The following is a 25,402-nucleotide window of genomic DNA, read 5'->3' on the forward strand; positions in this document are numbered from 1 at the left end:
TCGCCCAATCTCATTCATTCTTGGTTATTTCACTAAATTAATGTTTAAAAACATTTCTACCTTTATAGAAGTATTCAATACCAGATAAAATTGTAAAGAAAACACCAATATAAAGTAATACTTGTCCTAATGGGAAACCAATCCAACTAGCAAATAAGTCACCTAGTAAAATCCAAATAATTGCAACCATAGTTACAGCTGTTTTAATTTTACCAAGTTGGCCAGCAGCACTTACAAATCCTTGTTCAATTTGTAATAAACGTAAACCAGTAACCGCAAATTCACGCGCTATAATAATAATAACTACTACTGAGTTAGTTAGATTCAATTGAACCATAACAATTAATGCGCTTGAAACAAGCAGTTTGTCAGCTAACGGATCTAAAAATTTACCCATATTTGTAACTAATTGCCATTTTCTAGCTAAGTATCCATCTACAAAGTCGCTTAAAGATGCAACGATAAATATAATTGCAGCGATAAGTTGTTCGATGCGTATTTCATAGCCACCTAAAATCGATACACTGCCAAATCCAAAGTTTACTAGAGCAAATAAAATAAAAACTGGAATAAGAATTACCCTAAAAACTGTAATCTGATTTGGAATATTCATGTTAAAGCCTCATTTCTAAATTTATCTTTACAAATTATAATATTAACATAGCTAAGAGCCAAAGAATAAAAGTAATTACAATTATCCCGCCAATTAATACGACTAATTGTAGAGGTTCTTTATTCTTAGTACGGTATGTAGGGGCATCATTATTTTGATAACGCGTTAAAAGCGTGTCTAATTGATTTTGACTATTTGGAATTTCTTCGCCATGCACATTGATTAATTGTTCAGCGTTCATATTTACAACGCTTGCGTAACGTCTAATAAACCCCTCTGCATAATCAACCTTAGCTAATTCATTGAATCGATTTTCTTCGATTTTTTTTAGCGTTGCTCGTTTGATTTGAGTTCGTTCTTCCAACTCGGCCAACGTCATTCCAAGTCTCTCTCTTCTTCCTTTTAAAGTCTCACCAATAGTTCTCACTTTTAAAAGCCTCCACAATTACTATTCGAAAAATCCAAATCCTCCGCCAAATGTATCTTCACCGAAGTTTAAATTATTTTTACTTTTAACTGTCTGTTGTTTCATTTGATCATATTCAATTTTTTGATCTTCATTTTCACGTAATTCAATAATATAATCAAAGTCATCCATGCTATAGTCACCAGACTCAACAAATAAATCAGGATGTTCTACCACCTTAATTGAAGGTAATGTCATCACTTCTCTTACCAACTCTTGATGTTTATGATTTGCTTCTCTAGCTGTGACGGCGCCGTCAATGATATAAACATGATTTGAATCGTATTCACCCTTAATAAGTGAACTACGTACCGTTTGCTTAATCAAGGTCGAACTAATAAAGAGCCAACGTTTATGAGCACAGACGCTCCCTGCTACTATGGATTCTGTCTTGCCAACACGTGGCATGCCTCTAATTCCAATAAGTTTATGCCCTTCTTCTTTGAAAAGTTCTGCAAGAAAGTCTACTAATAAGCCTAAATCTTCACGTTCAAAACGGAATGTCTTTTTATCATCAGCATCTTGTTCTATATAACGCCCATGACGTACGGCCAGTCGATCACGTAATTCAGGCACTCTTAATTTAGTAATTTCAATCTCATTAAGTTCTTTTATGATATTTTCAAAGCGATTTACTTTTTCAAGGCTATCAGTTTTAATCAATAAGCCACGACGTCCTTGATCTACACCATTAATCGTTACAATACTTATTCCTAACATACCAAGTAAACTTGAAATATCGCCTAATAAACCTGCACGATTAACTGTTATTTCATATTCAAGATACCATTCTTTCTTTTCAGCAACAGTCATTTACATCCGCCCCTTGTTTAAATGCCAACTGTAACAACAGTATTTTAAAATAATAATCATATTATATCATTTATTTTTGAAATACTAATCATAAATTTAAGAATCTAACTATAGCGCTATTAAAATTTTAAAGATACCAAGCTCCGTTGACTTTTTGGACCGTGCCCGTAATACTCTTGGCTAGTGGATGCCATAAATATGCACAAGTATGAGCAACTTCATCAGGAGTAATCATACGCTGTTGTGGAAGCTCGTTTAAAATTGCTTGTTGTTCTTCTTCATTAAATTCACTAGCCATTTTCCCAGAAACGAAGCCAGGTGCCACTGCGTTAACCGTTACACTCGTCATCGCTAATTCTTGACTAAGCGCTTTAACAAAGCCAATTTGGGCGCTTTTCATCGTAGAGTAGATGGTTTCCATACTAGCTCCAGTTTCACCCCAAATCGATGAAATAACGATAATGCGACCTTCTGCACTTTGTCTTAATGTGTCAATGAAATACCGACTACATCTAATCAATTGCTTTACATGTATATTATAGCTTCTATCAATATCATTATCTGACATATCTTGTAACATACCGTATAAAGCTGTCCCACTACTATAAACAAGGCAATCGAGATTTTTAATATGACCAAATGCTTCATCTAAATCTATATTTTTTGTTAAATCTAGTTGGATAAAGTGAACCGCTTCATTTTTATACTGTTCTTTCAATTTGTTTATATCTGATTGATAATATTGAATTATAACTTCAAAATCATCTTGTAAAAGGCGTTCTACAATAGCTGAACCGATACTTCCTGACCCACCTAATACTAATGCTTTCATTATTTTTTAATCTCCAAACGACTGTCTACTACATTATCTAAATTTAAATATTGCTTTGTCGTTTCATTTATACTTTCTAAAGTAATGTTTTCAATAATATCTAACATCTCGAAGACGCTTACACCTTCGAAATATAATTTAGCATATTGATTCGCAATGTATTCTGGTGAATTTAAACTCGAGATAAATTCGCCGATAAATTGTTTTTTCAATAAGTTAAAAGCCTCTTCGTCTTGTAAGTTACCTCTATATTTTTGAAGTTCACTTAATAAGACCTCTTTTAATTTATCAGGCTGTTGTGTTGCACTTGTAATTATTGAAAAACTATATGTAGGCTCGAGCACAAATTGATAGCCAAACGATTCATCAATTAAATCTTCAGTTAATAACATTTGATAAAAATCAGTTTCTTCTCCAAAGACTAATTCATAAAATAGTGTCATCTCTAAATCACGTTGCACATATCGTTGTGGTGTTTCGACATATGGCTGATTCTTAAACCCGAGCATTAACCTCGGTGACTGCAATTTCATTTCTTCTGTTACAACTGGTGTTACGACTTCAAGTGGTTCATCCACTGTACCTCTTTGAATATTTGGTTGATTTGTTTTATCACGTTGCGCTTCGTGAGTTTCTACAAGACTACAAATATGTTCAGGATCAACATCTCCTACTACGAAAAGAACCATATTTGAAGGATGATAAAATGTTTCATAACATGCGTATAAATCATCTTTAGTTATGTCATAAATGCTTTCTACACTTCCAGCTATATCCACTTTAATTGGATGATTGTGATACATTGCGCGTAGTGTATTAAACATAATTTTGTAGCCTGGTTGTTCTTGATACATCTTAATTTCTTCAGCTATAATACCTTTTTCTTTATCTACAGTTTCTTTTGAAAAGTAAGGCGTCTCAACCATATTTAGCAAGCGAATAATATTACTATCGACATTATCAGTTGCACTAAATAAATAGCTTGTACGATCAAAACTTGTAAAGGCATTGACTTGCGCATTATCATTGGCAAATGCTGTAAATAAGTCTTCTTCTCCATCTTTTTCAAATAATTTATGCTCTAAAAAATGTGCTACTCCGTCAGGTACAGTAATCAATTGGTCTTCATTATGAGGCTTGAATGTACTATCAAGTGAACCAAATTGAGTGGTATAAGTGACGAAAGTTTTTTGGAACCCTTTCTTAGGAATAATGAATAGACGTAAGCCATTTGAAAGTTCATGTTCGAATACTTTCTCATCAATTAATTCATAAACGTGCGTTTTCATTCAACTTGGCCTCCTTTCGTTAATACATAAATTGTATCGAGTCGAGCTTTATTAGCCATTGCGATTACATCTTCTCTAGTTACATTTCGAATCGCGTTAATATAGTCTTCATCGGCTTGCGCTTTGTCTAAAAGTAATTGATTTTGCATCACTTCAATTATACTTTTTGGACGATCAGCAATTTCTTGTCGTTGAGAGATAATAATCTTTTTCGCTAGTTCTAACTTACTATCCTCAAATTCTCCCTGTTTAAACTTATCAAATTCTTGTAAGATAGTTTCTTTCGCGACTTCATATTTATCAGATGATACCCCGCTTAATACAAATAAATAACCATTTTTACCATCTAATTGTGAATGAATAGAATAAGCTAAGCTTTGTTTTTCACGTACTTCATTAAATAACACTGAAGATGGATCTCCACCAAACATAGTATTGAGTACCACTAAGGCATAATAATCATCGGCACCGAAACGTGTTGGGAAACGGTATCCTAAATTTAATTTAGCTTGATCTACTTCATCTTCTTCAACAATAAACTGTGGTTCAGTTTGATCTTCATCTAGTTTAGGCATATCAGTACGTTGAAGTTCAAACGGTTGAATATCAAATTTAGATTCAATTAACTGTTTAACTTCTTCTTCATCTACATTACCTACCACGTATACTGAACAATTATCATTAGTTAACATTGATTTATATGTATCATACAAGTTTTCAGGTGTAACTTGAGGTATGTTTTCAATTTGGCCTGTTGCTAAATAACGATAAGGTTCATCTTTAAACATATATTTAAGTAAGTTTAAAAATGAATATTGTGCTTTATTATCTATCATGGCTTCGATTTTTTTTGTTAATAATGATTTTTCTTGATTCACAAATGTAGCATTGAATGCTTTATTGTCTACGAGTGGATTAGTAATGACTTCATGTAGTAGATTTAAGCCTTTTTCAAATAAAGGTGAAGAATCTTTGAGATATCGTTCATTGACTATTTCAAGTGAAATCGTTATAACGTGTTGATCCTTGAATTTCGAAACAAAGCTATTGATATAAGCGCCATACAATTCAGATAGTTGTTTACTCAACGCTTTATCTGTAGGCCACTGTTTTGTTCCGCGGATTAATAATTTACTTAGTAATGAGCGTGCTGTAATAGTTTCATAATTTAAAGGTGCCATAAATTTAAATGTAATCATTGTTGTTTTGAATTTCTCAGTTGGTAGTATATCGATATGTATTTGTCTATTATTTTGTGTCACGATTCTTACTCACTCCTTATTAAGTTGTTAGATTTTAGTACGGGTTAATTTAAATTTAACCAGACTACTTTTTACATAATTTAAAGAATATAAAATAGGTTTACCCGTTTCATCAAAATGTACAACCTTTAATAACATTAATCCTTCATGTGGAGAAGCATTCAAAATATCAGAAATGTGAGGTTCGTAGCTAATAGCTTCTACTTCAGTTTCTGCCGAAGCAACTTTGTGTCCGGTATTAAGTTCGATAGCATTAAGCATAGACCCATCACTAGTCTGATAATCTGTACATGTTAAATTTTCTTCAGCAATCTTATCTAAACAGTACATTACTGGTTGATGATTCGCTGTACGCAATCTTTCGATAATCGTAATAGGTTGTTTATCTTTTATACCCAATCTTTTGGCATCTAAAATAGAAGCTGGTTGTTGTTCTAAACTTAAATATTCAGTTCCGGAGTGATAACCAGCTTGTTTTATCATATCGCTAATACTAAATAATTTATTTAATGGATAGAAGAAAGGGTGTAGTGTCTTTACGCTTGGCCCTTCTTCAAAGTTATCAGTTAGCACTTGTTCAGTAATAAGCTGACCAATCGCATCATAGACATCGTCTGTTTTCACATTAACTTCCCTAGCAATCGCTAAATTGCTAGGAAGTTTGTCTCCAGGTTTTAAAGAGTTATCTTTTATTTGATTGAAAATATACTCTTTTACTTTAAAAACTGAGTTTAATTCTGTCATTTTTACACCTCTTCATCTTCTAAATCTATTAAAACTTGTCTTGGTTTACTTCCTTTTTGTGGGCCTATGACTTGGTTACGTTCTAAATCATCCATCAATCTTGATGCTCTATTATAACCGATTCTAAATTGTCTTTGTAAAAGTGATGTACTTGCTTTTTGTTGTTCCAAAACAAATAAGTAGACTTCTTCATATAGCGCATCTTCACTTTTCATTTCAGACTTATCAGTAGGTGCATCAGGTTCCATTTCTTTAATATAATTTGCTTTTTGTTGCTCAACGACGTAGTTCACAATGTCTTGAACTTCTTGATCGCTTAAGAAAGCACCTTGTACACGTATTTGAGATGAATCCCCATTTCCAACATACAACATGTCACCTTTTCCTAATAGTTTTTCCGCTCCTGCAGAACCTATAATTGTTCTAGAGTCAGTTTGTGAACTCACTGCAAAGGCAATACGTGATGGAATATTATTTTTAATAATACCTGTAATAACGTCCACTGATGGTCTTTGTGTCGCTACGATTAAATGTATACCAGCAGCACGTGCCATTTGTGTAATACGTTGAATAGCATTCTCTACTTCTTTACCCGCTACCATCATTAAATCAGCTAATTCATCCACGATAACTACAATGTAAGGTAGTTCAGCTTGTTTTTCATCAAGTTCTTCATTCTGACGACGTAAGAATTGATTATAACCTTCAATATTTCTAGTAGATGAATGTTGGAATAAATCATAACGTCGCTCCATTTCTGCGACGACCTTCTCTAAAGCTTGGGAAGCCTTATGAGGGTTTGTGACTACAGGAATCAATAAATGAGGTACGCCGTTATAAACATTAAGTTCTACCATTTTAGGGTCAATTAACATAAGTTTAACTTCATGTGGCTTAGCATTTAAAAGTATACTTGTAATAATACCGTTGATACATACTGATTTACCACTACCCGTTGAACCAGCTACTAATAAATGGGGCATTTCATTTAATTGAATCGTCATCGGTTCACCAGAAATATCGCGTCCTAATCCAACTTCTAGCTTGTTTTTAGCTGGAAATTTAGTTTCTAATACTTCTTTCAATGTTACTAATGAAATTTTATCATTAGGAACTTCAATACCTACTGCCGAACGACCTGGTATAGGCGCTTCGATACGAACATCTTTGGCTGCTAAGGCAAGCGCAATATCATTATGCAAGTTAACAATCTTACTTACTTTTACCCCTTGCGCCGGTTGAATCTCATACTGCGTTACAGCAGGACCTATTTTAATTTGCGTTACTTTAGCATTAACGCCAAAGTTTTTCATTGTTGATTCTAAAATTTGCCCTTTACGTTGAACTTCAGTACGAGAAGTCGTTTGTTGCTTACTAGGTTGTTTTAGCAATGATAATGGCGGAATATGATAAGAGACATTGGCTACTTCTCCGACTTCAGAAATTGAGCCATTAGTTTGATTATCATCTATTTCGCTTATTTCTTCATCATCATTTGCAGGTTGATTATTCTCTGTAGTTGACTCGACTGAAGCCAGATGTTCTTCTTTATCCTCAATTCCAAAGCGACGTTTTTTACGTTTATTCGTTTTAGGTTGAGTTTGCGTCTCTTTTTCAGCTTCATCGTGGCCATATATAGGAATAGAGTCATCTTTCGTTTCGATTTCTGGAAAGTCACTTACATCTTTAACTTCATTTTCACGTGCTTCAAGACGTTCTGCCTCTTCACGTTCTTTTAGAAGTTGTCGTTCGCGTTCTTTTTCTTCTTTCTCGCGACGTCGTTCTTCTTTTTTCACTTTATTTTGTGCTCTTTTTTCTTTAAAAGTGTTCGATGCACTTTGACTAGAATTTTTCATTTTATCTAGTGATATTTTAGCCACATCTCTATGACGTAATTTCAATAATAAAATCACACTTGAAACTAATAAAAGTAACGTGATGATAATAACACCAGCAATTGAAATAAGTGGCACAAATAATTTTAAGGCATAAAAGCCAATTACACCCCCACCAAAATTTGGAAAATGGGTATGGTCATACGATTTATAAACATATGATAAAACAGGTACTCTTTCTGCTACTACACCCTTATTAAAATGATAAATAATTTGAGTAGCAATTAATAAAACTACCTGTAATAAAATTAAACCAATGGTACGTCTTGATTTAGGAAATTTTCGTTGCATGGCTATATAAATAGTTATTAAACTAACTAAAATATATGTTAGGTACCGGCTATTACCAAATAAATAATTGAAAAAGCTATCAATCATGCGGCCAACAATACCTAATTGAAACATACCTAATATAGATATCACTACAACTACTACGGCTATTATGTATCTTAGTGAACTATCATTTTTTTGAGTTCTTTTCTTTTTAGAATTTCTAGCCGTCGTCCCTTTTTTTCTAGTAGTTGTTTTTTTCTTAGTTTGTGGCAAAATTGAACACCTTCTTTTATTTCTTACGTTATGTATGTCATGCTTTAGCTTATTTTATAATACCTTAAAAACTCTTTTTTTAACTAATTTAAAAAGTAGGAAAGAGGTTGAGACAATATCATACACATTTAGACTGTAGAGTCCTTAATAAAGTGAATGAGACATTAATATTTTGTCCCAACCTCAATTGTGATGTTGTCCCGACCTCTTTTTATTGTTTATATCTTATATCTCAGAAATGACTGGTATAATCATTGGACGACGTTTAGTGCTTTCAAATAAAAGTTTACTAATTTGGTCGCGCATATTTTGCTTAATTTCTGACCATTCAATACGTTTCTCTTGAAGACCCGCTTCAACGATTTCTCGTACTTTTTCTTCAGCTTCGTTCATTAACTCTTCACTTTCACGCACATACACAAAGCCACGTGACTGGATCTCTGGTCCGGCAGCAATACGTCTGTTTTTAGGATCTAGCGTAACCACTGCAATAAAGATACCGTCTTCTGCTAATAGATGACGATCTCTTAATACGATGTTACCTACATCTCCAACACCAATACCATCAATTAATACATTACCTGAATGTACTTTTTCATTTAATACCATATCTTTACCGTCATAGTGAATCACATCGCCTTTTTCGACAAGGAAGATTTTTTCAGGAGCTACTCCAGCTTCATTTGCCAATTTAGCATGTGCAATTTGCATTTTAAATTCACCTTGTACAGGAATAAAGTATTCAGGTTTCATAATATTAATCATCATTTTTAACTCTTCCATGCAACCATGACTTGATGCATGAATTTTTTTATTATTAGGAATCACATAAGCACCGGCACGTACTAATTCATTTAACGTATTGGCAATGATAACTTCCATATTTGCTGAAGCAGTGATGGCTAGATATACAGAATCGCCTTCTTCAATGTTCATGATTTTATGTTTGTTTTGTGCCATTTGCCCCAATGCTTCAATAGGCTCGCCTTCCATACCTGTAGCAATGATGACAACTTCATTTTTAGGATAATTTTCAACTTCATTAATTGGAATCAATAAGTCTTTAGGAATATCAAAATATCCCATCTTACGTGCGATATTAAATGAACTTTCTAGTGAACGTCCTAAGAATGAAACTTTACGATTTAATTTACTCGCCGTATTTAAAACTTGTTGAATTCTGATAAAGTTTGAAGCGTAGCAAGATACAATTAAGCGTCCTTTAACTTTTGCAAATGCATCATAAATATGTGATTCAATAACATTTTCTGGTGTATTGTATCCAGGTTTCTCAGCTTCAGTAGAATCACTAATTAAAGCAAATACACCTTCTTCTCCAATTTCAGCCATGCGTTTCATATCTGGTGCATAATGACCTTGTAAACTTTGATCAAATTTAAATTCTCCAGTATACACAATTGCACCATACGATGTATGAATACAAATTCCTAAACTTCCTGGGATACTATGTGTAGTATTGAAAAATGTAATATTTACATTCTTAAATCTCATTACTGATTCGTTATTTACAGTGTAATAACGAACTTTTTTCTTCACATTACGTGCTTTCATGTTTTCTTTAACAAGCGCTAATGTCAATTTCGAACCATAAACAGGTGCATCAATTTGTTCTAAAATATAACTTACTGCACCAATAGCATGTTCGTGACCATGACTTAAAAAGATACCTTTTAATTTTTCTTTATTCTCAATAACATATTGGATATCAGGAATAACGATATCTACACCTAACATTTCGTCTTCTGGAAACATTAATCCAGCATCCAACATAAACATTTCATCGTCTACTTCAACGATATACATATTTTTAGCGATTTCGCCTACGCCACCTAGTGGGATAATGCGAATATCGTCATTTTTTTTCTTTACTAAACTCAAAATGTTACCTCCTATATAAAAATCCCCGTCCATATAAACTCATAATTTATTATAGTTTAATTTATGTTGGATGTACACTATTAAAGTATTTCCTCATATGCCTTAAATAATATTACTAGTAGCCTATATTATTAGTTTTATTAATTACTTCATATTTAAAAATCGAGTGAGCTAGACTGCCATATTCAATTTGATTTAATGAACAAAATCATTCTTCAAATTTTGTCGATTCACAATAGTCTCTACCGAGAATCTCACTTTTAGTACACCGTTTACCGGTTTCCTAGAGTATGGATTATTAATGTCTTAGTTTCATCCCAGTCAATTATTGCCAAAAATAACGAGACTAAGTCATTTATATCTATGACTTAGCCTCGCTCTATTCTTCTACTATAGTCGACCGACACATATTTGTGTTAAACCATTTCTAGTCAACTTTTCCAAAAAGAAACATCTAAAGATTTCAAATCACATTAGATGTCCTTTCACTAGAAAATTTTAATTATTCAACTAAGGCTTTGTGAGAAGCATTCACGCGACCTTGTTTATCTATTTCAGTAATTTTAACTTCAATAGTATCTCCAATATTTAATACGTCTTCTACTTTGTTGATACGTTCTTTTGAAATTTGAGAAATGTGTAATAGAGCATCTTTGCCGGCAAATAATTCTACGAAAGCACCGTATTTTTCAATACGTTTTACTTTTGCATTATAAACTTGGCCAACTTCAGCTTCACGTGTAATTTCTTCAATAATTTCACGTGCACGATTAATCATGTCTTGATCAACTGCACCGATAAAGATAGTACCATCTTGTTCAATATCTAACTTCACGCCTGTTTCATCAATGATTTCATTGATTTTCTTACCACCAGGTCCAATAACGTCTCTGATTTTTTCTGGTTTAATAGTCATAATTTCAACTTTAGGCGCATATGCACTTAATTCTTTACGTGGTTGATCAATTGTTTGTAACATATGGTCCATAATCGCTAAACGTCCTTGACGTGCTTGTTCAAGTGCTTCCTCGATGACTTCACGAGTTAAGCCGTCAATTTTGATATCCATTTGGATGGCTGTAATACCTTCTTTAGTACCGGCAACTTTGAAGTCCATATCTCCAAGAGCATCTTCCATACCTTGAATGTCTGTTAAAATTGTGTAACTATCTTCACGAGTAACAAGACCCATTGCGATACCAGCAACTGGAGCTTTAATTGGCACACCAGCGTCCATAAGCGCTAAAGTAGAACCACAAATTGAAGCTTGAGATGAAGAACCATTAGATTCTAATACTTCACTTACAATTCGGATAGTGTATGGGAATTCCGTTGTATCTGGAATAATATATCTTAATGCTCTTTCACCTAAGGCACCATGTCCAATTTCACGACGTCCTGGCGCTCTTACTGGGCCTGTTTCACCGACTGAGAAGTTCGGGAAATTATAATGATGCATAAAACGTTTTTCAACTTCAGGTCCTAAACCATCAATTAATTGATAGTCGCCTAATGCACCTAATGTTAAGACTGATAACGCTTGCGTTTGACCACGTGTAAATAATCCTGAACCGTGCGCACGAGGTAATAATCCAACCTCTGAATCAAGCGGACGGATTTCATCCGGTTTACGTCCATCTGGTCTGATTTTTTCATCAGCAATTAAACGACGTACCTCTTCTTTAACTAAATCATTTAAAATTGCATAGACTTCATCGATTAATAAGTCATTTTCAGGGTCTGCTTCATCTACAAACTCTGTCGCAATTTCTGCTTTTAGAGCGTCTAAGTTTTCATCACGCTTTTGTTTATCAAAAGTAAGTACTGTTTCTTTTAGCCCTTTTTCTTCAGTAAGTGCTTTAACTCTATTTACTAGCTCTTCATCACGTTCAACTGGTACGAATTCTTTTTTCGTTGGTTGAATATGTTCTACCACTTCTTCTTGGAAAGCTACTAAGCGTTTGATTTCTTCATGACCAAAGAAAATAGCTTCTAACATTTCTTGTTCTGTAATTTCGCTAGCTCCCGCTTCTACCATGTTTACTGCGTCTTTATGACCAGCAACTTCTAAATCTAAGCGAGATACTTCTTTCTCTTCAACCGTTGGATTGATGACATATTTACCATCAATAAAGCCTACATTTACGCCAGCAATTGGGCCTTGGAATGGGATGTCTGAAACACTTAATGCCATTGAAGAACCAATCATAGCCGCCATTTCTGGTGAACAATCTGAATCAGCACTTAATACCGTATTCATAATTTGGACATCATGGCGGTAGCCTTTAGGGAATAACGGTCTAATAGGTCTATCAATTAAACGAGCTGTTAAAGTAGCTTCATCTGCTGGGCGACCTTCTCTTTTTTTGAAACCGCCTGGAATTTTACCAGCCGCATACATTTTTTCTTCATAGTTTACTGTTAATGGGAAAAAGTCACCATCTCGTGGTTCTTTTGAAGCCACAGCAGTTGATAATACTACTGTATCTCCATAACGTACTAAAACTGCACCATTAGCTTGTTTCGCTAATTGACCTGTCTCAATCGTTAACGATCTTCCAGCCCACTCAGTTTTGAAAACTTTCTTTTCTTGAGACATTATGAATCTCCTCTCTGAATTCTAATAACTACATCATATCATTTATTTTTAAAATTTTATATTAGTGAATTATCTAAAACTACAAAAAAAGGAAAGTACCAAACCAACTGGTGCTTTCCTTTAATATATTAATATTAACGACGGATACCTAATGATTTAATTAATTCACGGTAACGTTGAATATCTTTACCACGTAAGTAGTTTAATAAGTGTCTACGACGACCAACCATTTTTAATAATCCACGACGAGAATGGTGGTCTTTTTTGTGTTCACGTAAGTGTTCGTTTAATGCAGCGATTTCTGCAGTTAAAACAGCGATTTGCACTTCTGGTGAACCAGTGTCTGTTTCGTGTACACGATATTCTTTAATAATTTCATTTTTACGTTCTTGAGTAATTGCCATAATTAATTTCCTCCTAAATTTTATATACACCTAAATCTGAGCAAGGCGTCGGAGTCTCAACCCGCCAAGATAAAGGATTAATATTATGAAATCTATATTTTTAGAACTCAACTTTGAATATTATACGATACATCGTCTCCAAAATCAACAGATAGTAGATACTTTGCCTTTTCTTTATCCTCATTCATCTGTTCAACTAACGGATCAATTCCATCAAATTTAACTTCTGGTCTTAAATAATGATGCCAATAAACGTTAACACGTTCCCCATATATATTATCTTCGAAATCAAAAATATTAACTTCTATAACAACTTCAGCTTTTGATGGATCATGAAATGTAGGTTTAACCCCAACATTAGCTACGCCTCGATAGATTTTATTTTCAGCGCCAATAGCAATACTTACGGCATAAACGCCTTTCTTAGGTAATACGTAGTCATCACTAGATTGTACGTTCGCTGTCGGGAAACCAATTGTACGACCGCGTTTTTCCCCTTGTACTACGGTACCTTTAATGCGATATAAGTAGCCTAATTGGTCGTTCGCCTTTTTCAAATCTCCTTCTTGTAGCGCATCTCTAATAGCAGTAGTTGAGATTTTTTCTGACTCCATCTCTTGTCTACCAACAATTGTCGTATTAAATTCGTCTATTTCATTTAACACTGACATATTACCTTTTCCGAATTTACCAAAAGTAAAATCAAATCCAGCAATGACTTCTTTAATATGGTTCTTAATAATATAATCTTGAATAAATTCTTCAGCAGTCACACTCGCAAAACGAGATGAAAAATTAATAACAATACAATAGTCAATATTATGTTGTTCAATCATTTCAAGTTTATCAGAAAGTGGTGTTAAATAATCAGTACGTTTACGCTCTGGATTCAACACAACAGAAGGGTGAGGGTCAAAAGTTGTAACTGCTTTTTTTAAATTCTTTTCTTTAGCACGCTCATCCAATGCTTCAAATACTTTCTTATGACCACGATGCATACCATCAAAAAAACCAAATGCCATAGCAACATCTTCTTGAATTAATTGGTCTTGTTGAATGGGATGGGTTACTTCTATCACTTTCATAACTCTAAACTCCTTTAATTAAATACTTTTTTAGGTTTAATTTCATATGCTTTTTCAGGATGTTGAACATAGATTGCCATTGCTTTATCGGTTGCAGAATCTATAAAGACTAATTGCGCTTCTACAGTATGATCAAAATAATTTTTATTAAACTTTTGACCATTTAGAATTTTTTGTTTCGTTGTTTCATCTGAAATGTAGACTTTTGGCAAACTTTTCAATCCATATTCTATAGGAAATAAATGTGAATGTAATGTGGCTTGCTCATGTAAGTCTGAAATTTGTTCTAATGACAAGCTATCATCGATATCAAAACCACCTGATTGAGTTCGAGTGAGTAATGACATATGTGCTGGGTAGCCAAAACTTTTACCGATATCTGTTGCTAATGATCTAATATATGTCCCTTTTCCACATGTAACTTGAATCTCAAATGTACATGTACCATTGTCGAAAGATAACTCAGATGTACGTTGAATGTGATTGATTGTAATTTTACGTGTTGGTCTTTCAACAGTTTCGCCCTTTCGAGCATATTCATATAATTTCTTGCCATTTACTTTAACAGATGAGTACATAGGTGGCGTTTGATTTATTACACCGTGAAATTTTTCCAATGTCTCATCAACAACTTCTTCAGTAACTTCGTTGTTCGAAATGAGAACTTTGTCAATAACTTCTCCGGTTTGATCTTCAGTAGTTGTACTTTCTCCAAGTCTAACTGTAGCTTGATATGTTTTACCCATATCCATCACATAGTCACTCACTCTAGTAGCCGAGCCTAAGCATATTGGTAACACACCTGCAACTTCTGGATCTAATGTACCAGTATGTCCAATCTTTTTCATTTTTAAAATCTTTCTTAATTTAAATACCACGTCATGACTTGTTAGTCCTCGTTCTTTATATACGGGTAAAATGCCGTTATACATTAATTCACACCCTTGCTATCACTATATTTATGTATTAATTCAAGGATACATCTTTAGCCCTTAAATTTTAATTATTAAAAGGTCAAGATAATTAACGCTTACATCAATCAATATAATAGGATTTGTTAAAAGATAAATATTCAACGTACTGTTTTAAAAATGGACCATTTATTCCAACAATATCATCAATTTATTCTTTTATTTTATCCTACTTGAATGATGAGCGTGTTATCTTGACCTCATTATTTTACTATTTATCTTGTTTGTGTAAGTCTTGAATCATTCTTTCGATTTTATTACCATACTCAATTGATTCATCGTATTCAAAGAACAATTCTGGCACAATACGTAGTCTCATTCTTGATCCTAATTCAGATTTAATAAATCCTTTAGCTTTATCTAACGCTTTAAACGTATCATTAACTTCTTTCTCGCTACCAAGTACTGTTAAAAATACTTTAGCTTGCGATAAGTCATTAGTAAGTTCCACATCCGTAATGGTAATAAAACCAATTCTTGGATCTTTCACTTTATTATTAACGATATCCATAATTTCTTTCTTCATTTGTTCTCCAACACGTTCTGCTCTCATGTTACTCATGGATATTTCACCTCTTAAAAATTTTTGCTTTATTATTTTACCCTAAAATACTGATTGATAAATATACTTATATAACGATAATTATCAACAGGTTTGGGGTCTAATTTTCATAACTTACATACTAATTATGATTATGAAATAAATACTATTTATAAATTTAGGCAAAGATCACAAAAAATAAGTATAATTTTAGCGTATACATATTTTAGTTAAGCCTTGCCATATGAGAGGCTGGGACATTTTATATAAACATCCCAGCCTCTTATCTTTCATTCATGTCTATGACTATCTTGCAACTTCTACCATTTCGAATGCTTCAATGATGTCGCCTTCTTTAATATCATTGAATTTTTCGATAGTAATACCACATTCGTAACCTTGTGCTACTTCTTTAGCATCATCTTTGAAACGTTTTAATGTGTCTAATTCACCTTCGAATAATACAATTCCGTCTCTAATAATACGCACGCCAGCGTTACGTGTGATTTTACCTTCAGTTACATAACTACCCGCGATTGTACCTACTTTAGATACTTTAAATGTTTGACGAACTTCAGCTTGGCCAATAACTTGTTCCTCGAATTCAGGGTCTAATAAGCCTTTCATAGCTGATTCGATTTCTTCGATAACGTTATAGATAACACGGTGAAGACGCATGTCTACATTTTCAGCTTCAGCAGCACGTTTAGCACCAGCATCTGGGCGAACATTAAATCCGATAATAATACCGTTAGAAGCGTTAGCTAATGTGACGTCTGATTCATTAATTGCACCTACTGCAGTATGAATAATACGTACATTTACGCCTTCAACATCAATCTTCATTAATGATGCAGCTAATGCTTCAACTGAACCTTGAACATCACCTTTGATAATAACGTTAAGGTCTTTCATCTCGCCTTGTTTCATTTGTTCAAACAAGTTGTCTAAAGTAACATTTTTACTTTCTTGACGTTGTTGGATAACACTAGCTTCATGACGTGCTTCACCTACACGACGTGCTTGTTTTTCATCTTTGAAAATTACGAAACGGTCGCCTGCTAGAGGTACATCATTAATACCAGTGATTTCTACTGGAGTAGAAGGGCCGGCTGATTTAATTCTTTGACCAAGGTCATTAACCATGGCACGAACACGACCATACGTGTTACCTACTACAATAGAATCTCCAACATGTAGTGTACCATTTTGAACTAATAATGAAGCTGCTGGGCCACGTGATTTATCTAGTTCGGCTTCAATAACAGTACCTACAGCTTGTTTATCAGGATTTGCTTTTAATTCTTGAACTTCTGCTACTAATCCAATCATTTCAAGTAAATCATCAATACCGTCACCACTTAATGCTGAAAGTGGTACAAAGATAGTTTCGCCACCCCAGTCTTCTGGGATTAATCCATATTCAGTTAATTCTTGCATTACACGATCAGGATTAGCTGTCGGTTTATCGATTTTATTAACCGCTACTATTGTAGGAACGTTAGCTTCTTTAGCATGGTTAATGGCTTCAATTGTTTGTGGCATAACACCATCGTCGGCAGCAACAACTAGGATAGTAATGTCAGTGACTTGTGCTCCACGTGCACGCATTGTTGTAAAGGCTGCGTGTCCTGGTGTGTCTAAGAATGTGATTTTTTTGCCGGCATTTTCAATTTGGTAAGCACCGATATGTTGTGTGATACCGCCAGCTTCTCCAGCTGTAACTTTAGTATGACGAATTGAATCAAGCAATGTTGTTTTACCATGGTCTACGTGTCCCATGATTGTTACAACTGCTGGTCTTTCAATTGCATCTGAATCATTCTCTTCATCGTCAAAGTAAATTGATAAGTCTTCTTCGTTAACTACAACTTCTTTTTCGATTTCTACACCGTAATCGTCGGCAATTAATTCTAACGTTTCTTCATCTAACGCTTGGTTAATATTAGCGACAATACCTAGTAAGAATAATTTTTTAATAACGCCTGAAGATTCAATGTTTAATTTATCAGCTAATTCGCCAACAGTGATACCTTCTTCGTAAGTAATTTTAGCTGGCATTTCTTTTGGTTCTGCAGCTTGTTTATTATTGTTCTTACCTTTTTTGTTATTTTTGTTGTTTTTATTATTGCTATTGTTCTTATTGTTTTTGTTGTTTTTATTACCGTTATTATTTTTAATATTAGAATTTCCTTTATTGTTTTGTTTATTGTTGTTGTTATTTTTATTATTGTTATTGTTGTTATTACTTTGTTGTTTTTGGTGATTATTTTGAGTATTTTGTTTAGCGTTATTGTTACCACTTTGTTGTGGTTTGAATTTTTTATCAAGCACTTTTATTTGGTCGTCCTCTAGTGCTTGCATGTGATTGGAAACTTCTACGTCCATTTTTTTCAACTCATCGATAATCTCTTTACTTTTAACATTTAATTCTTTCGCATATTCGTAAATTCTTTTTTTACTCATATAATCACTCCTTACTATATTCATCAATCATAGACACAAGCTTGGACGCAAATCCACTATCTATTACGCCAACATTTACACGCTCTGCTTTGCCTAAAGATTGTCCTAATTCTGCTCTCGTGCCAAAAATTCTAAATGGAACATTATACGTTTCACATTTATTTTTTATATTTTTTAAAGAGTTCTCAGAAGCATCAGACGCTAAAATCACAAGTTTAACTTGTTGTTTTTTAATTTCAGTTAACAACACTGCTTCTCCTGATTTTACTTTTCTAGCTCTCATTGCTAATCCTAAAAAATTAAATATTTGTTGCTTGGTCATTTTGGAATCTCTTCTCTATAGATTAATCTTATAACCTCTTTATATACGGGGTCTAATTTTTCAGGACTTTCATTAAAGTATCTTTCAAGTACGCCTTTTTGTTGTGCTTCTTTTACGCTTTTTACATCTTTAGAAACATAAGCGCCTCTTCCTTGTTGTTTACCCGTTCCATCGGCAAATATTTCGCCTTCTTTATTGATAACAACACGAATCATTTCCTTTTTTGGACGCATTTCGTTAGTAATAATACATTTACGCATTGGAATTTTTTTCTTCTTCATTCATTACTCACCCCAATTTCAGCTTAAATGTCTTTATTTTGTTCATCATTTTCAGAAGTAGTTTCTTCACTGTCCTCAGATGGAGTGTCGATATCAGCTGCTAGTTCTGCAGTAGTTAAGTTTGATTCTTCTAAATTAACATCATCAAATTCAACATCTTCATCACCAGTCATTACAATTTCATCAGCTTGTTCTTCTGATTCAATCACTGGGTAAATGCCAGCTTCACGTGCATCTGTTTCTGATTTAATGTCAATTTTCCAACCAGTAAGCTTAGCAGCTAAACGTGCATTTTGTCCTCTTTTACCAATAGCAAGTGATAATTGATAATCTGGTACAACCACAATAGTTGATTGATTTTCTTCGTCAACGATAACTTCAAGTACTTGTGATGGGCTTAAAGCATTACGTACGAATACTTTTGGATCTTCATTCCATTGAACAATATCAATTTTTTCTCCACCTAGTTCTTCTACGACCGCTTCTACACGTGCACCTTTAGCACCTACACAAGCGCCGACAGCATCTATATCTGGATTGTCAGAGTATACGCTGATTTTTGAACGATCGCCAGCTTCGCGGGCTACTGATTTTACAATCACAGTACCATCGTAAATTTCTGGAACTTCTTGTTCAAATAAACGTTTAAGTAAACCTGGATGGCTTCTTGAAACATAAATTTGAGGGCCTTTAGTTGTTTGTTCCACTTTATTGACATAAACTCTGATACGTTCATTCGGAATATAACTTTCATTAGGGCTTCTTTCAGCTTCAGAAAGTACCGCTTCAATGCGACCTAAGTTTACATACACATAACGATGATCAACACGGTCAATAACACCTGTTAAAATATCATCTTCTTTATCAATAAATTCAGTGTATAGAATTTCTCTTTCAGCATCTCTTAAACGTTGCATTACAGCTTGTTTAGCAGCTTGCGCGCCTACACGGCCGAAGTCTTTAGGAGTAACATCTTCTTCATAAATATCGCCTACTTCGTAAGCTGGATTTTTAACAAGAGCTGTACTTAAATCTACTTCCTCACGGTCGTCAAATACTTCTTCCACAACCTCTTTACGCGCGATAACTTTAAATGTACCTTCGTCCATATTTAATTCTACGCGTACATTTCTTGCGCTATCATAGTTCTTTTTATAAGCAGTGATTAATGCTGCTTCAATCGCATCAATTAACACTTCTCTTGGAATTTTCTTTTCTTTTTCTAAATATTCAGTTGCTAATAATAATTCATTACTTGCCACAATTATTCCTCCTCACACGTTAAATCATTACAGCGTGACGTGCTTTTGCTATTTTATTTCTTGGTATTTCAATTTGTTTAGTTTTAGCTTTTTCTTTAACTTCCATAGTTATTGTTTCGTCATCAACTGCTTTTAAAATACCTAACCATTCTTTGTCACCTTCAATTGGCGCATATAATGATACAAACACTGGTTTCTCAATCGCATTTTGATAATCTTTTTCTTTTTTTATTGGACGTTCTGCGCCCGGTGATGCTACATCTAAGTAATACATTTCTGGAATTGGGTCATTTTCATCCATTACTTCGCTAATCTTTTCAGATGCAAGCGTGCAATCATTTAAATCAATGCCGCCTTCTTTATCAATAGAAATTCTCAAAAAATGGTCTTTACCTTCTTTAGTGTATTCAACGTCAACTAATTCAAAATGTAAGTCATCTAAAATAGGAGTAATGATAGTTTCTACTTCTTCAGTTATCTTACTCATACAGGCCTCCTTTTTTGGCAAATAGAAAAGAGCGGGTATATGCCCACTCTTTCTGCCTGAGTCTAATTTTTTACGCATTATAAGTATATCACACTTTAATTTGTTAAACAAATTAAGGCCTTTCACTTATGTGAACTGATGCGCTTAGATATAAATTATTTCAAATTTTAATTACATATCAAAAATTGAAAGTTGTGCTTTATCTGGTAAATCAGGTAAAGAACCTAAATCATCTAGATACTCGATTATTTTCTGTGATAAGCCCGCTTTTTTATTTAAATCTTCTTTTGATAAGAATGGACCGTCTTCACGTGCTTCAACAATACGTTTCGCTACGTTTTCACCAAGACCTGGTACTGCAATAAATGGTGGAATAAGCGTATCATCTTCAATAATAAAGTCGAATGCTTGACTCTTTTCAAGACTGATTGGTTGCATACGGAAACCTCTATGCGCCATTTCATTCATAATTTCCAATACAGTTAAAACGTCTTTTTCCTTTTTACCTAACTCCATATAACGAGAATACATATCTTTAATTGTATTTTTAATGCTTTCCTTATCTTTAATCATAGTAATCAAATCGAAATCTGATGCACGAACTGTGAAATAAGACGCATAATAATATAAAGGATGATGTACTTTAAAGTAAGCTATACGTACTGCCATTAAGACATAAGCAGCCGCATGGGCTTTAGGGAACATGTATTTAATTTTAAGACATGAATCTAAATACCAATCCGGTACATTATTTTCCTTCATTGTTTCAATCATTTCATCTGTTAGCCCTTTACCTTTACGTACTGATTCCATTATTTTGAAGGCCATTGAAGGTTCTAATCCAGCATACATTAAGTAAACCATAATATCATCACGACAACCGATTACTCCTGATAGATCACATATTCCAGAACGAACTAACTCTTGAGCATTACCTAACCATACGTCTGTACCGTGAGATAAACCTGAAATTTGAACAAGTTCAGAGAACGTAGTAGGTTTCGTATCTTCTAACATTTGACGAACGAATCCTGTGCCAAATTCAGGCACTCCAAACGTTCCAGTTTTACATAGAATATCTTCTTCAGTGACACCTAATGTTTCAGGACTACTAAAGATTTGCATTGTTTCTTTATCATCAACAGGTATCGTCTTTGGATCAATACCAGATAAATCTTGTAACATACGTATCATCGTAGGATCATCGTGCCCTAGTATATCAAGTTTTAATACATTGTCATGGATGGAATGGAAATCGAAGTGCGTTGTCATCCATGAAGCACTTTGATCGTCCGCTGGGTACTGAATTGGTGTGAAGTCATAAATATCCATATAATCTGGAACAACTATAATACCACCAGGGTGCTGACCTGTTGTACGTTTAACACCAGTACATCCTTTAACTAAACGATCAATTTCGGCGCCACGCTTATGAATACCTTGATCATTAAGGTATCCTTTTACATAACCGAATGCAGTCTTTTCAGCAACGGTACCGATTGTACCAGCACGGAAAACTTTATCTTCTCCGAATAATACTTTCGTATAGTTATGTGCGTTAGGTTGATATTCCCCACTAAAGTTCAAATCGATATCGGGAACTTTATCTCCTTTAAATCCTAAGAAGGTTTCGAACGGGATATCTTGTCCTTCTTTAATTAAATCAGCGCCACATGTGCTACATTGTTTATCCGGTAAATCAAATCCTGAGCCTACAGAACCGTCATCGAAGAATTCACTTGTTTTACAATTAGGACAAATATAATGTGGTGGAAGCGGATTAACTTCGGTAATTTCTGTCATCGTCGCTACAAAACTTGAACCTACAGAACCACGTGATCCTACGAGGTAACCATCATCTAATGATTTTTTAACAAGTCGTTGTGAAATTAAATAAATAACAGAGAATCCATTTCCGATAATACTTGCTAGTTCTTTTTCTAAACGATCAATAACAATTTGTGGTAAATCTTCACCATATAATTTCTTCGCATTAGAATAGCTTAATTCACGTATTTCTTCGTTTGCTCCATCCATACGTGGCGTATATAGTTGATCTTTTATCGGTATGACTTTATCAATACGATCAGCTAACTCATTCGTATTTTTTACTACAATTTCGTACGCTTTCTCTTCACCAAGAAAATGGAATTCATCTAACATTTCATCAGTCGTTCTGAAATGTGCTTCTGGTAAAGTTGAACGGTTAAGTGGATTACCAGGTTGAGAGGCAATCAATATCTTACGAGCTATAGCGTCATGTTCATATAGATAATGAGCATTACCTGTGGCTAGAACTGGGATGCCTGTACTCTCTCCAGCTTTCAAGATACGGTCATATATTTCATATAACGTTTGGGTATCTCGAATTAACTCACGGTCGATTAAATCTTGATAAAGTTTAGGCGGTTGAACTTCAATAAAGTCATAGTATTTAGCAATTTTTTCAACTTCTGATTGGTCACGTTGCATCACAGCTGTAAAGAGTTCACCTTCATCACAAGCTGTACCGACTAAAATGCCTTCACGATATTCATTTAGCAATGAACGCGGAATTCTAGGTGTTCGATAATAATATTTAACTAGTGATGCACTAACAATTTTAAATAAGTTTTTTAAGCCTTCTTGTGTTTGTACAATCAAAGTTACGTGTGTAGGACGCGCACGTTTATACGCATCTTCATTAGTAAGTTTTTGATTGATATCTTTATGGTTCGTCACACCAAGTTCTTTCATTTGTTGAACCATTTTTATGAAAATATAAGCAGTAGCCTCAGTATCATAAATCGCTCTATGGTGTTGAGTAAGTTCGACACCATACTTTTTAGCTAAGAAATTCAATCCGTGCTTACCATATTCAGTATTAATCGTACGTGATAGTTCAAGTGTATCAATAACCCCGTTAGTAGATAGACCGAAGCCAAGGCGTTCATATCCTGTGTCGATGAAGCCCATATCGAATGAAGCGTTATGAGCTACGAATATAGCATCTCCTACCCATTCTTTAAATTCAGTAAGTACTTCATCAATTTCTGGTGCATCGGTTAACATGTCATCAGTGATATGCGTTAGGTTAATAATTGTTTCTGATAACTTTTCATGTGGATTGCTAAAACGTTCGAATTTATCAATAATCTCACCATCGTGCACCTTAACGGCTGCTAATTCGATAATTTGGTCGTATTGATTTGATAATCCAGTAGTTTCGACGTCAAACACGACATAGGTTGCTTCTTTTAAATTACGGTCTGTAGGTTTATACGCGATTGGTACACCATCGTCTACTAACATACCTTCCATACCGTATATCATCTTAATACCATTCTTTTCAGCCGCACTATGAGCGTCAGGGAAGGCTTGAACTACATTATGGTCAGTTACAGCAATTGCTTTATGACCCCAATTAGCCGCTTGAGTAACATAAGCGCCGATGTTTGGAATACCGTCCATTTGACTCATAGCAGTGTGCAAGTGGAATTCTACGCGTTTTTCTTCTGCTTTATCTTGTTTTGGACTTTTTTTAATTTCTTCAATATCAGACATCATCATAACTAAATCACGAACAAATGTGTCTTCTTCAATACGGCCTTGAGCACGTACCCATTTACCTACACTTAAGGCTTTGAAATGATCTAAATCATCTTTGTTTTTACGTGTGAACATTTTTAAAACAAGAGAGTCCGTATAGTCAGTAACTTTTAATTCTACGATATGACGACCACTTTTTAATTCTTTTAAGTTAATATCAAAGATAACACCTTCAATAGCTACCTTAAATTCTTCTTCAATGATTGATTCGATTGGTTTAATATTCTCAACTTGAATTGGTTTACCAATCTGACATTTATCAACGTTGCTTTCGTTATTATCTTGTTGTTTCGCTTTTTCAGCTTTCATCTTTTCTATTTTTTCAGTAGCTTCTCTCGCGCTTTTCTCATCTTCTTTTTGAATATGTGCTTCTAGTGAGGCTAAGTCATCATCTGAACTTGAATCATCCGTTTCAAATACTACTTTATCTATATTGAAACCACATTTTTGAAAAGCTTTAACTAAACTGCCGTTACATACTTTATCGAAATGATTTCGCTCAATATCATTAGACGTTATAATTTTTAATACATTACCTGACATAATTAAACGCTTTTGTTTAAGCTGACCTTTAACTTTAGGAGATAATGCCGTATGTTCGATACAATGACCAAAATATTTTAAAGCATGCTCATCTTGGTTACTTGTATTTTGAATTGTAAAATGCCAGTCTACTTTTGCAATTTCTTTAAATTCTTCAGTAATTGCATTTGTAAAGATTAAATAATCTTCATTTGAAAGAAAGTAAGGCAATGTAATTTGAAATTCCCATGTTCTATTTTTATTTGATACATTTACTCGAGTTAACTCGCCTTGTTCAATTATCTCTTTATCTAATTGGTCAGACATTTTAATTTGTTCTGCGAGAACTCTAAATTTTTCCTGACTTGTCATTGCCACAATGGATAACCACCTTATTTCTTACTAATTACTTCGCTTGTTTCTTTCTCTTTTTGTGATCTGCTATTTGCAAACTTGCTTTATATTATACTACTCTGTTCTAATTTTTTCATAGATGACGTTTAATCTTTTTAACT

20 protein-coding genes are annotated in these 25,402 nt (G+C 34.0%); all 20 read right to left on the bottom strand.

The annotated features are described in order from the left end of the window. Positions 1 to 37: 37 nt before the first annotated feature. The 20 genes from pgsA to FH144_RS02065 all read right to left on the bottom strand — a co-directional run bounded on the left by pgsA (position 38) and on the right by FH144_RS02065 (position 25,259). Positions 38 to 613 (bottom strand): CDP-diacylglycerol--glycerol-3-phosphate 3-phosphatidyltransferase, encoded by a 576-nt coding sequence (gene pgsA / locus FH144_RS01970; RefSeq protein WP_242313460.1) that lies wholly within the window; start codon positions 611 to 613, stop codon positions 38 to 40. A gap of 34 nt (positions 614 to 647) precedes the next feature. Continuing rightward, positions 648 to 1,040: a helix-turn-helix domain-containing protein gene (locus tag FH144_RS01975; RefSeq protein ID WP_242313461.1), complete on the bottom strand. Its 393-nt coding sequence runs from the start codon at positions 1,038 to 1,040 to the stop codon at positions 648 to 650. A 21-nt stretch (positions 1,041 to 1,061) separates the two neighbouring features. After that, complete coding sequence (locus FH144_RS01980) at positions 1,062 to 1,892, bottom strand: YmfK family protein (protein ID WP_107507595.1); 831 nt, start codon at positions 1,890 to 1,892, stop codon at positions 1,062 to 1,064. A 127-nt stretch (positions 1,893 to 2,019) separates the two neighbouring features. Next, complete coding sequence (ymfI, locus tag FH144_RS01985; RefSeq protein ID WP_107507596.1) at positions 2,020 to 2,724, bottom strand: elongation factor P 5-aminopentanone reductase; 705 nt, start codon at positions 2,722 to 2,724, stop codon at positions 2,020 to 2,022. After that, entirely contained in the window at positions 2,724 to 4,013 is a 1,290-nt protein-coding gene (gene yfmH / locus FH144_RS01990) for an EF-P 5-aminopentanol modification-associated protein YfmH (protein ID WP_198611328.1), read from the bottom strand. Before yfmH ends, ymfI begins: the two co-directional genes overlap by 1 nt. Then, a complete protein-coding gene (gene yfmF, locus FH144_RS01995; RefSeq protein WP_242313462.1) occupies positions 4,010 to 5,275 on the bottom strand; it encodes an EF-P 5-aminopentanol modification-associated protein YfmF in 1,266 nt (421 codons plus the stop codon). The genes yfmH and yfmF overlap by 4 nt, the downstream gene beginning before the upstream one ends. A gap of 27 nt (positions 5,276 to 5,302) precedes the next feature. Beyond that, a complete protein-coding gene (locus tag FH144_RS02000) occupies positions 5,303 to 6,019 on the bottom strand; it encodes a GntR family transcriptional regulator (protein WP_198611327.1) in 717 nt (238 codons plus the stop codon). Between the two features lie 2 nt (positions 6,020 to 6,021). After that, positions 6,022 to 8,460, bottom strand: a complete 2,439-nt coding sequence (locus FH144_RS02005; RefSeq protein ID WP_242313463.1) for a DNA translocase FtsK — start codon at positions 8,458 to 8,460, stop codon at positions 6,022 to 6,024. Positions 8,461 to 8,685: 225 nt separating this feature from the next. After that, on the bottom strand, positions 8,686 to 10,359 hold the full coding sequence (gene rnjB / locus FH144_RS02010) for a ribonuclease J2 (protein WP_242313464.1): 1,674 nt from the start codon (positions 10,357 to 10,359) through the stop codon (positions 8,686 to 8,688). Positions 10,360 to 10,861: 502 nt separating this feature from the next. Next, positions 10,862 to 12,958, bottom strand: coding sequence for a polyribonucleotide nucleotidyltransferase (pnp, locus tag FH144_RS02015; RefSeq protein WP_242313465.1), 2,097 nt, complete (start codon positions 12,956 to 12,958; stop codon positions 10,862 to 10,864). 134 nt (positions 12,959 to 13,092) lie between these two features. After that, on the bottom strand, positions 13,093 to 13,362 hold the full coding sequence (gene rpsO, locus FH144_RS02020) for a 30S ribosomal protein S15 (RefSeq protein ID WP_011275926.1): 270 nt from the start codon (positions 13,360 to 13,362) through the stop codon (positions 13,093 to 13,095). Between the two features lie 107 nt (positions 13,363 to 13,469). Then, complete coding sequence (locus tag FH144_RS02025; protein WP_242313466.1) at positions 13,470 to 14,447, bottom strand: bifunctional riboflavin kinase/FAD synthetase; 978 nt, start codon at positions 14,445 to 14,447, stop codon at positions 13,470 to 13,472. Between the two features lie 14 nt (positions 14,448 to 14,461). Continuing rightward, entirely contained in the window at positions 14,462 to 15,379 is a 918-nt protein-coding gene (gene truB, locus FH144_RS02030) for a tRNA pseudouridine(55) synthase TruB (RefSeq protein WP_242313467.1), read from the bottom strand. Positions 15,380 to 15,629: 250 nt separating this feature from the next. Continuing rightward, positions 15,630 to 15,980, bottom strand: coding sequence for a 30S ribosome-binding factor RbfA (gene rbfA / locus FH144_RS02035; protein ID WP_103166278.1), 351 nt, complete (start codon positions 15,978 to 15,980; stop codon positions 15,630 to 15,632). A 285-nt stretch (positions 15,981 to 16,265) separates the two neighbouring features. Continuing rightward, on the bottom strand, positions 16,266 to 18,425 hold the full coding sequence (gene infB, locus FH144_RS02040) for a translation initiation factor IF-2 (RefSeq protein WP_242313468.1): 2,160 nt from the start codon (positions 18,423 to 18,425) through the stop codon (positions 16,266 to 16,268). A 4-nt stretch (positions 18,426 to 18,429) separates the two neighbouring features. Further along, positions 18,430 to 18,747: a YlxQ family RNA-binding protein gene (locus FH144_RS02045; protein ID WP_107507605.1), complete on the bottom strand. Its 318-nt coding sequence runs from the start codon at positions 18,745 to 18,747 to the stop codon at positions 18,430 to 18,432. After that, positions 18,744 to 19,028: an RNase P modulator RnpM gene (gene rnpM / locus FH144_RS02050; protein ID WP_242313469.1), complete on the bottom strand. Its 285-nt coding sequence runs from the start codon at positions 19,026 to 19,028 to the stop codon at positions 18,744 to 18,746. Before rnpM ends, FH144_RS02045 begins: the two co-directional genes overlap by 4 nt. A gap of 23 nt (positions 19,029 to 19,051) precedes the next feature. Continuing rightward, entirely contained in the window at positions 19,052 to 20,290 is a 1,239-nt protein-coding gene (nusA, locus tag FH144_RS02055; protein WP_198611320.1) for a transcription termination factor NusA, read from the bottom strand. A 19-nt stretch (positions 20,291 to 20,309) separates the two neighbouring features. Then, positions 20,310 to 20,777, bottom strand: coding sequence for a ribosome maturation factor RimP (rimP, locus tag FH144_RS02060; protein ID WP_107507608.1), 468 nt, complete (start codon positions 20,775 to 20,777; stop codon positions 20,310 to 20,312). 171 nt (positions 20,778 to 20,948) lie between these two features. Continuing rightward, positions 20,949 to 25,259 carry a PolC-type DNA polymerase III gene (locus tag FH144_RS02065; RefSeq protein WP_242313675.1) on the bottom strand — a complete coding sequence of 1,437 codons (4,311 nt, stop codon included), beginning with the start codon at positions 25,257 to 25,259 and terminating at the stop codon, positions 20,949 to 20,951. Between the last annotated feature and the right edge of the window lie 143 nt (positions 25,260 to 25,402).

Source organism: Staphylococcus sp. acrmy, assembly GCF_022690565.1.
Taxonomy (GTDB): Bacteria; Bacillota; Bacilli; order Staphylococcales; family Staphylococcaceae; genus Staphylococcus; species Staphylococcus caledonicus.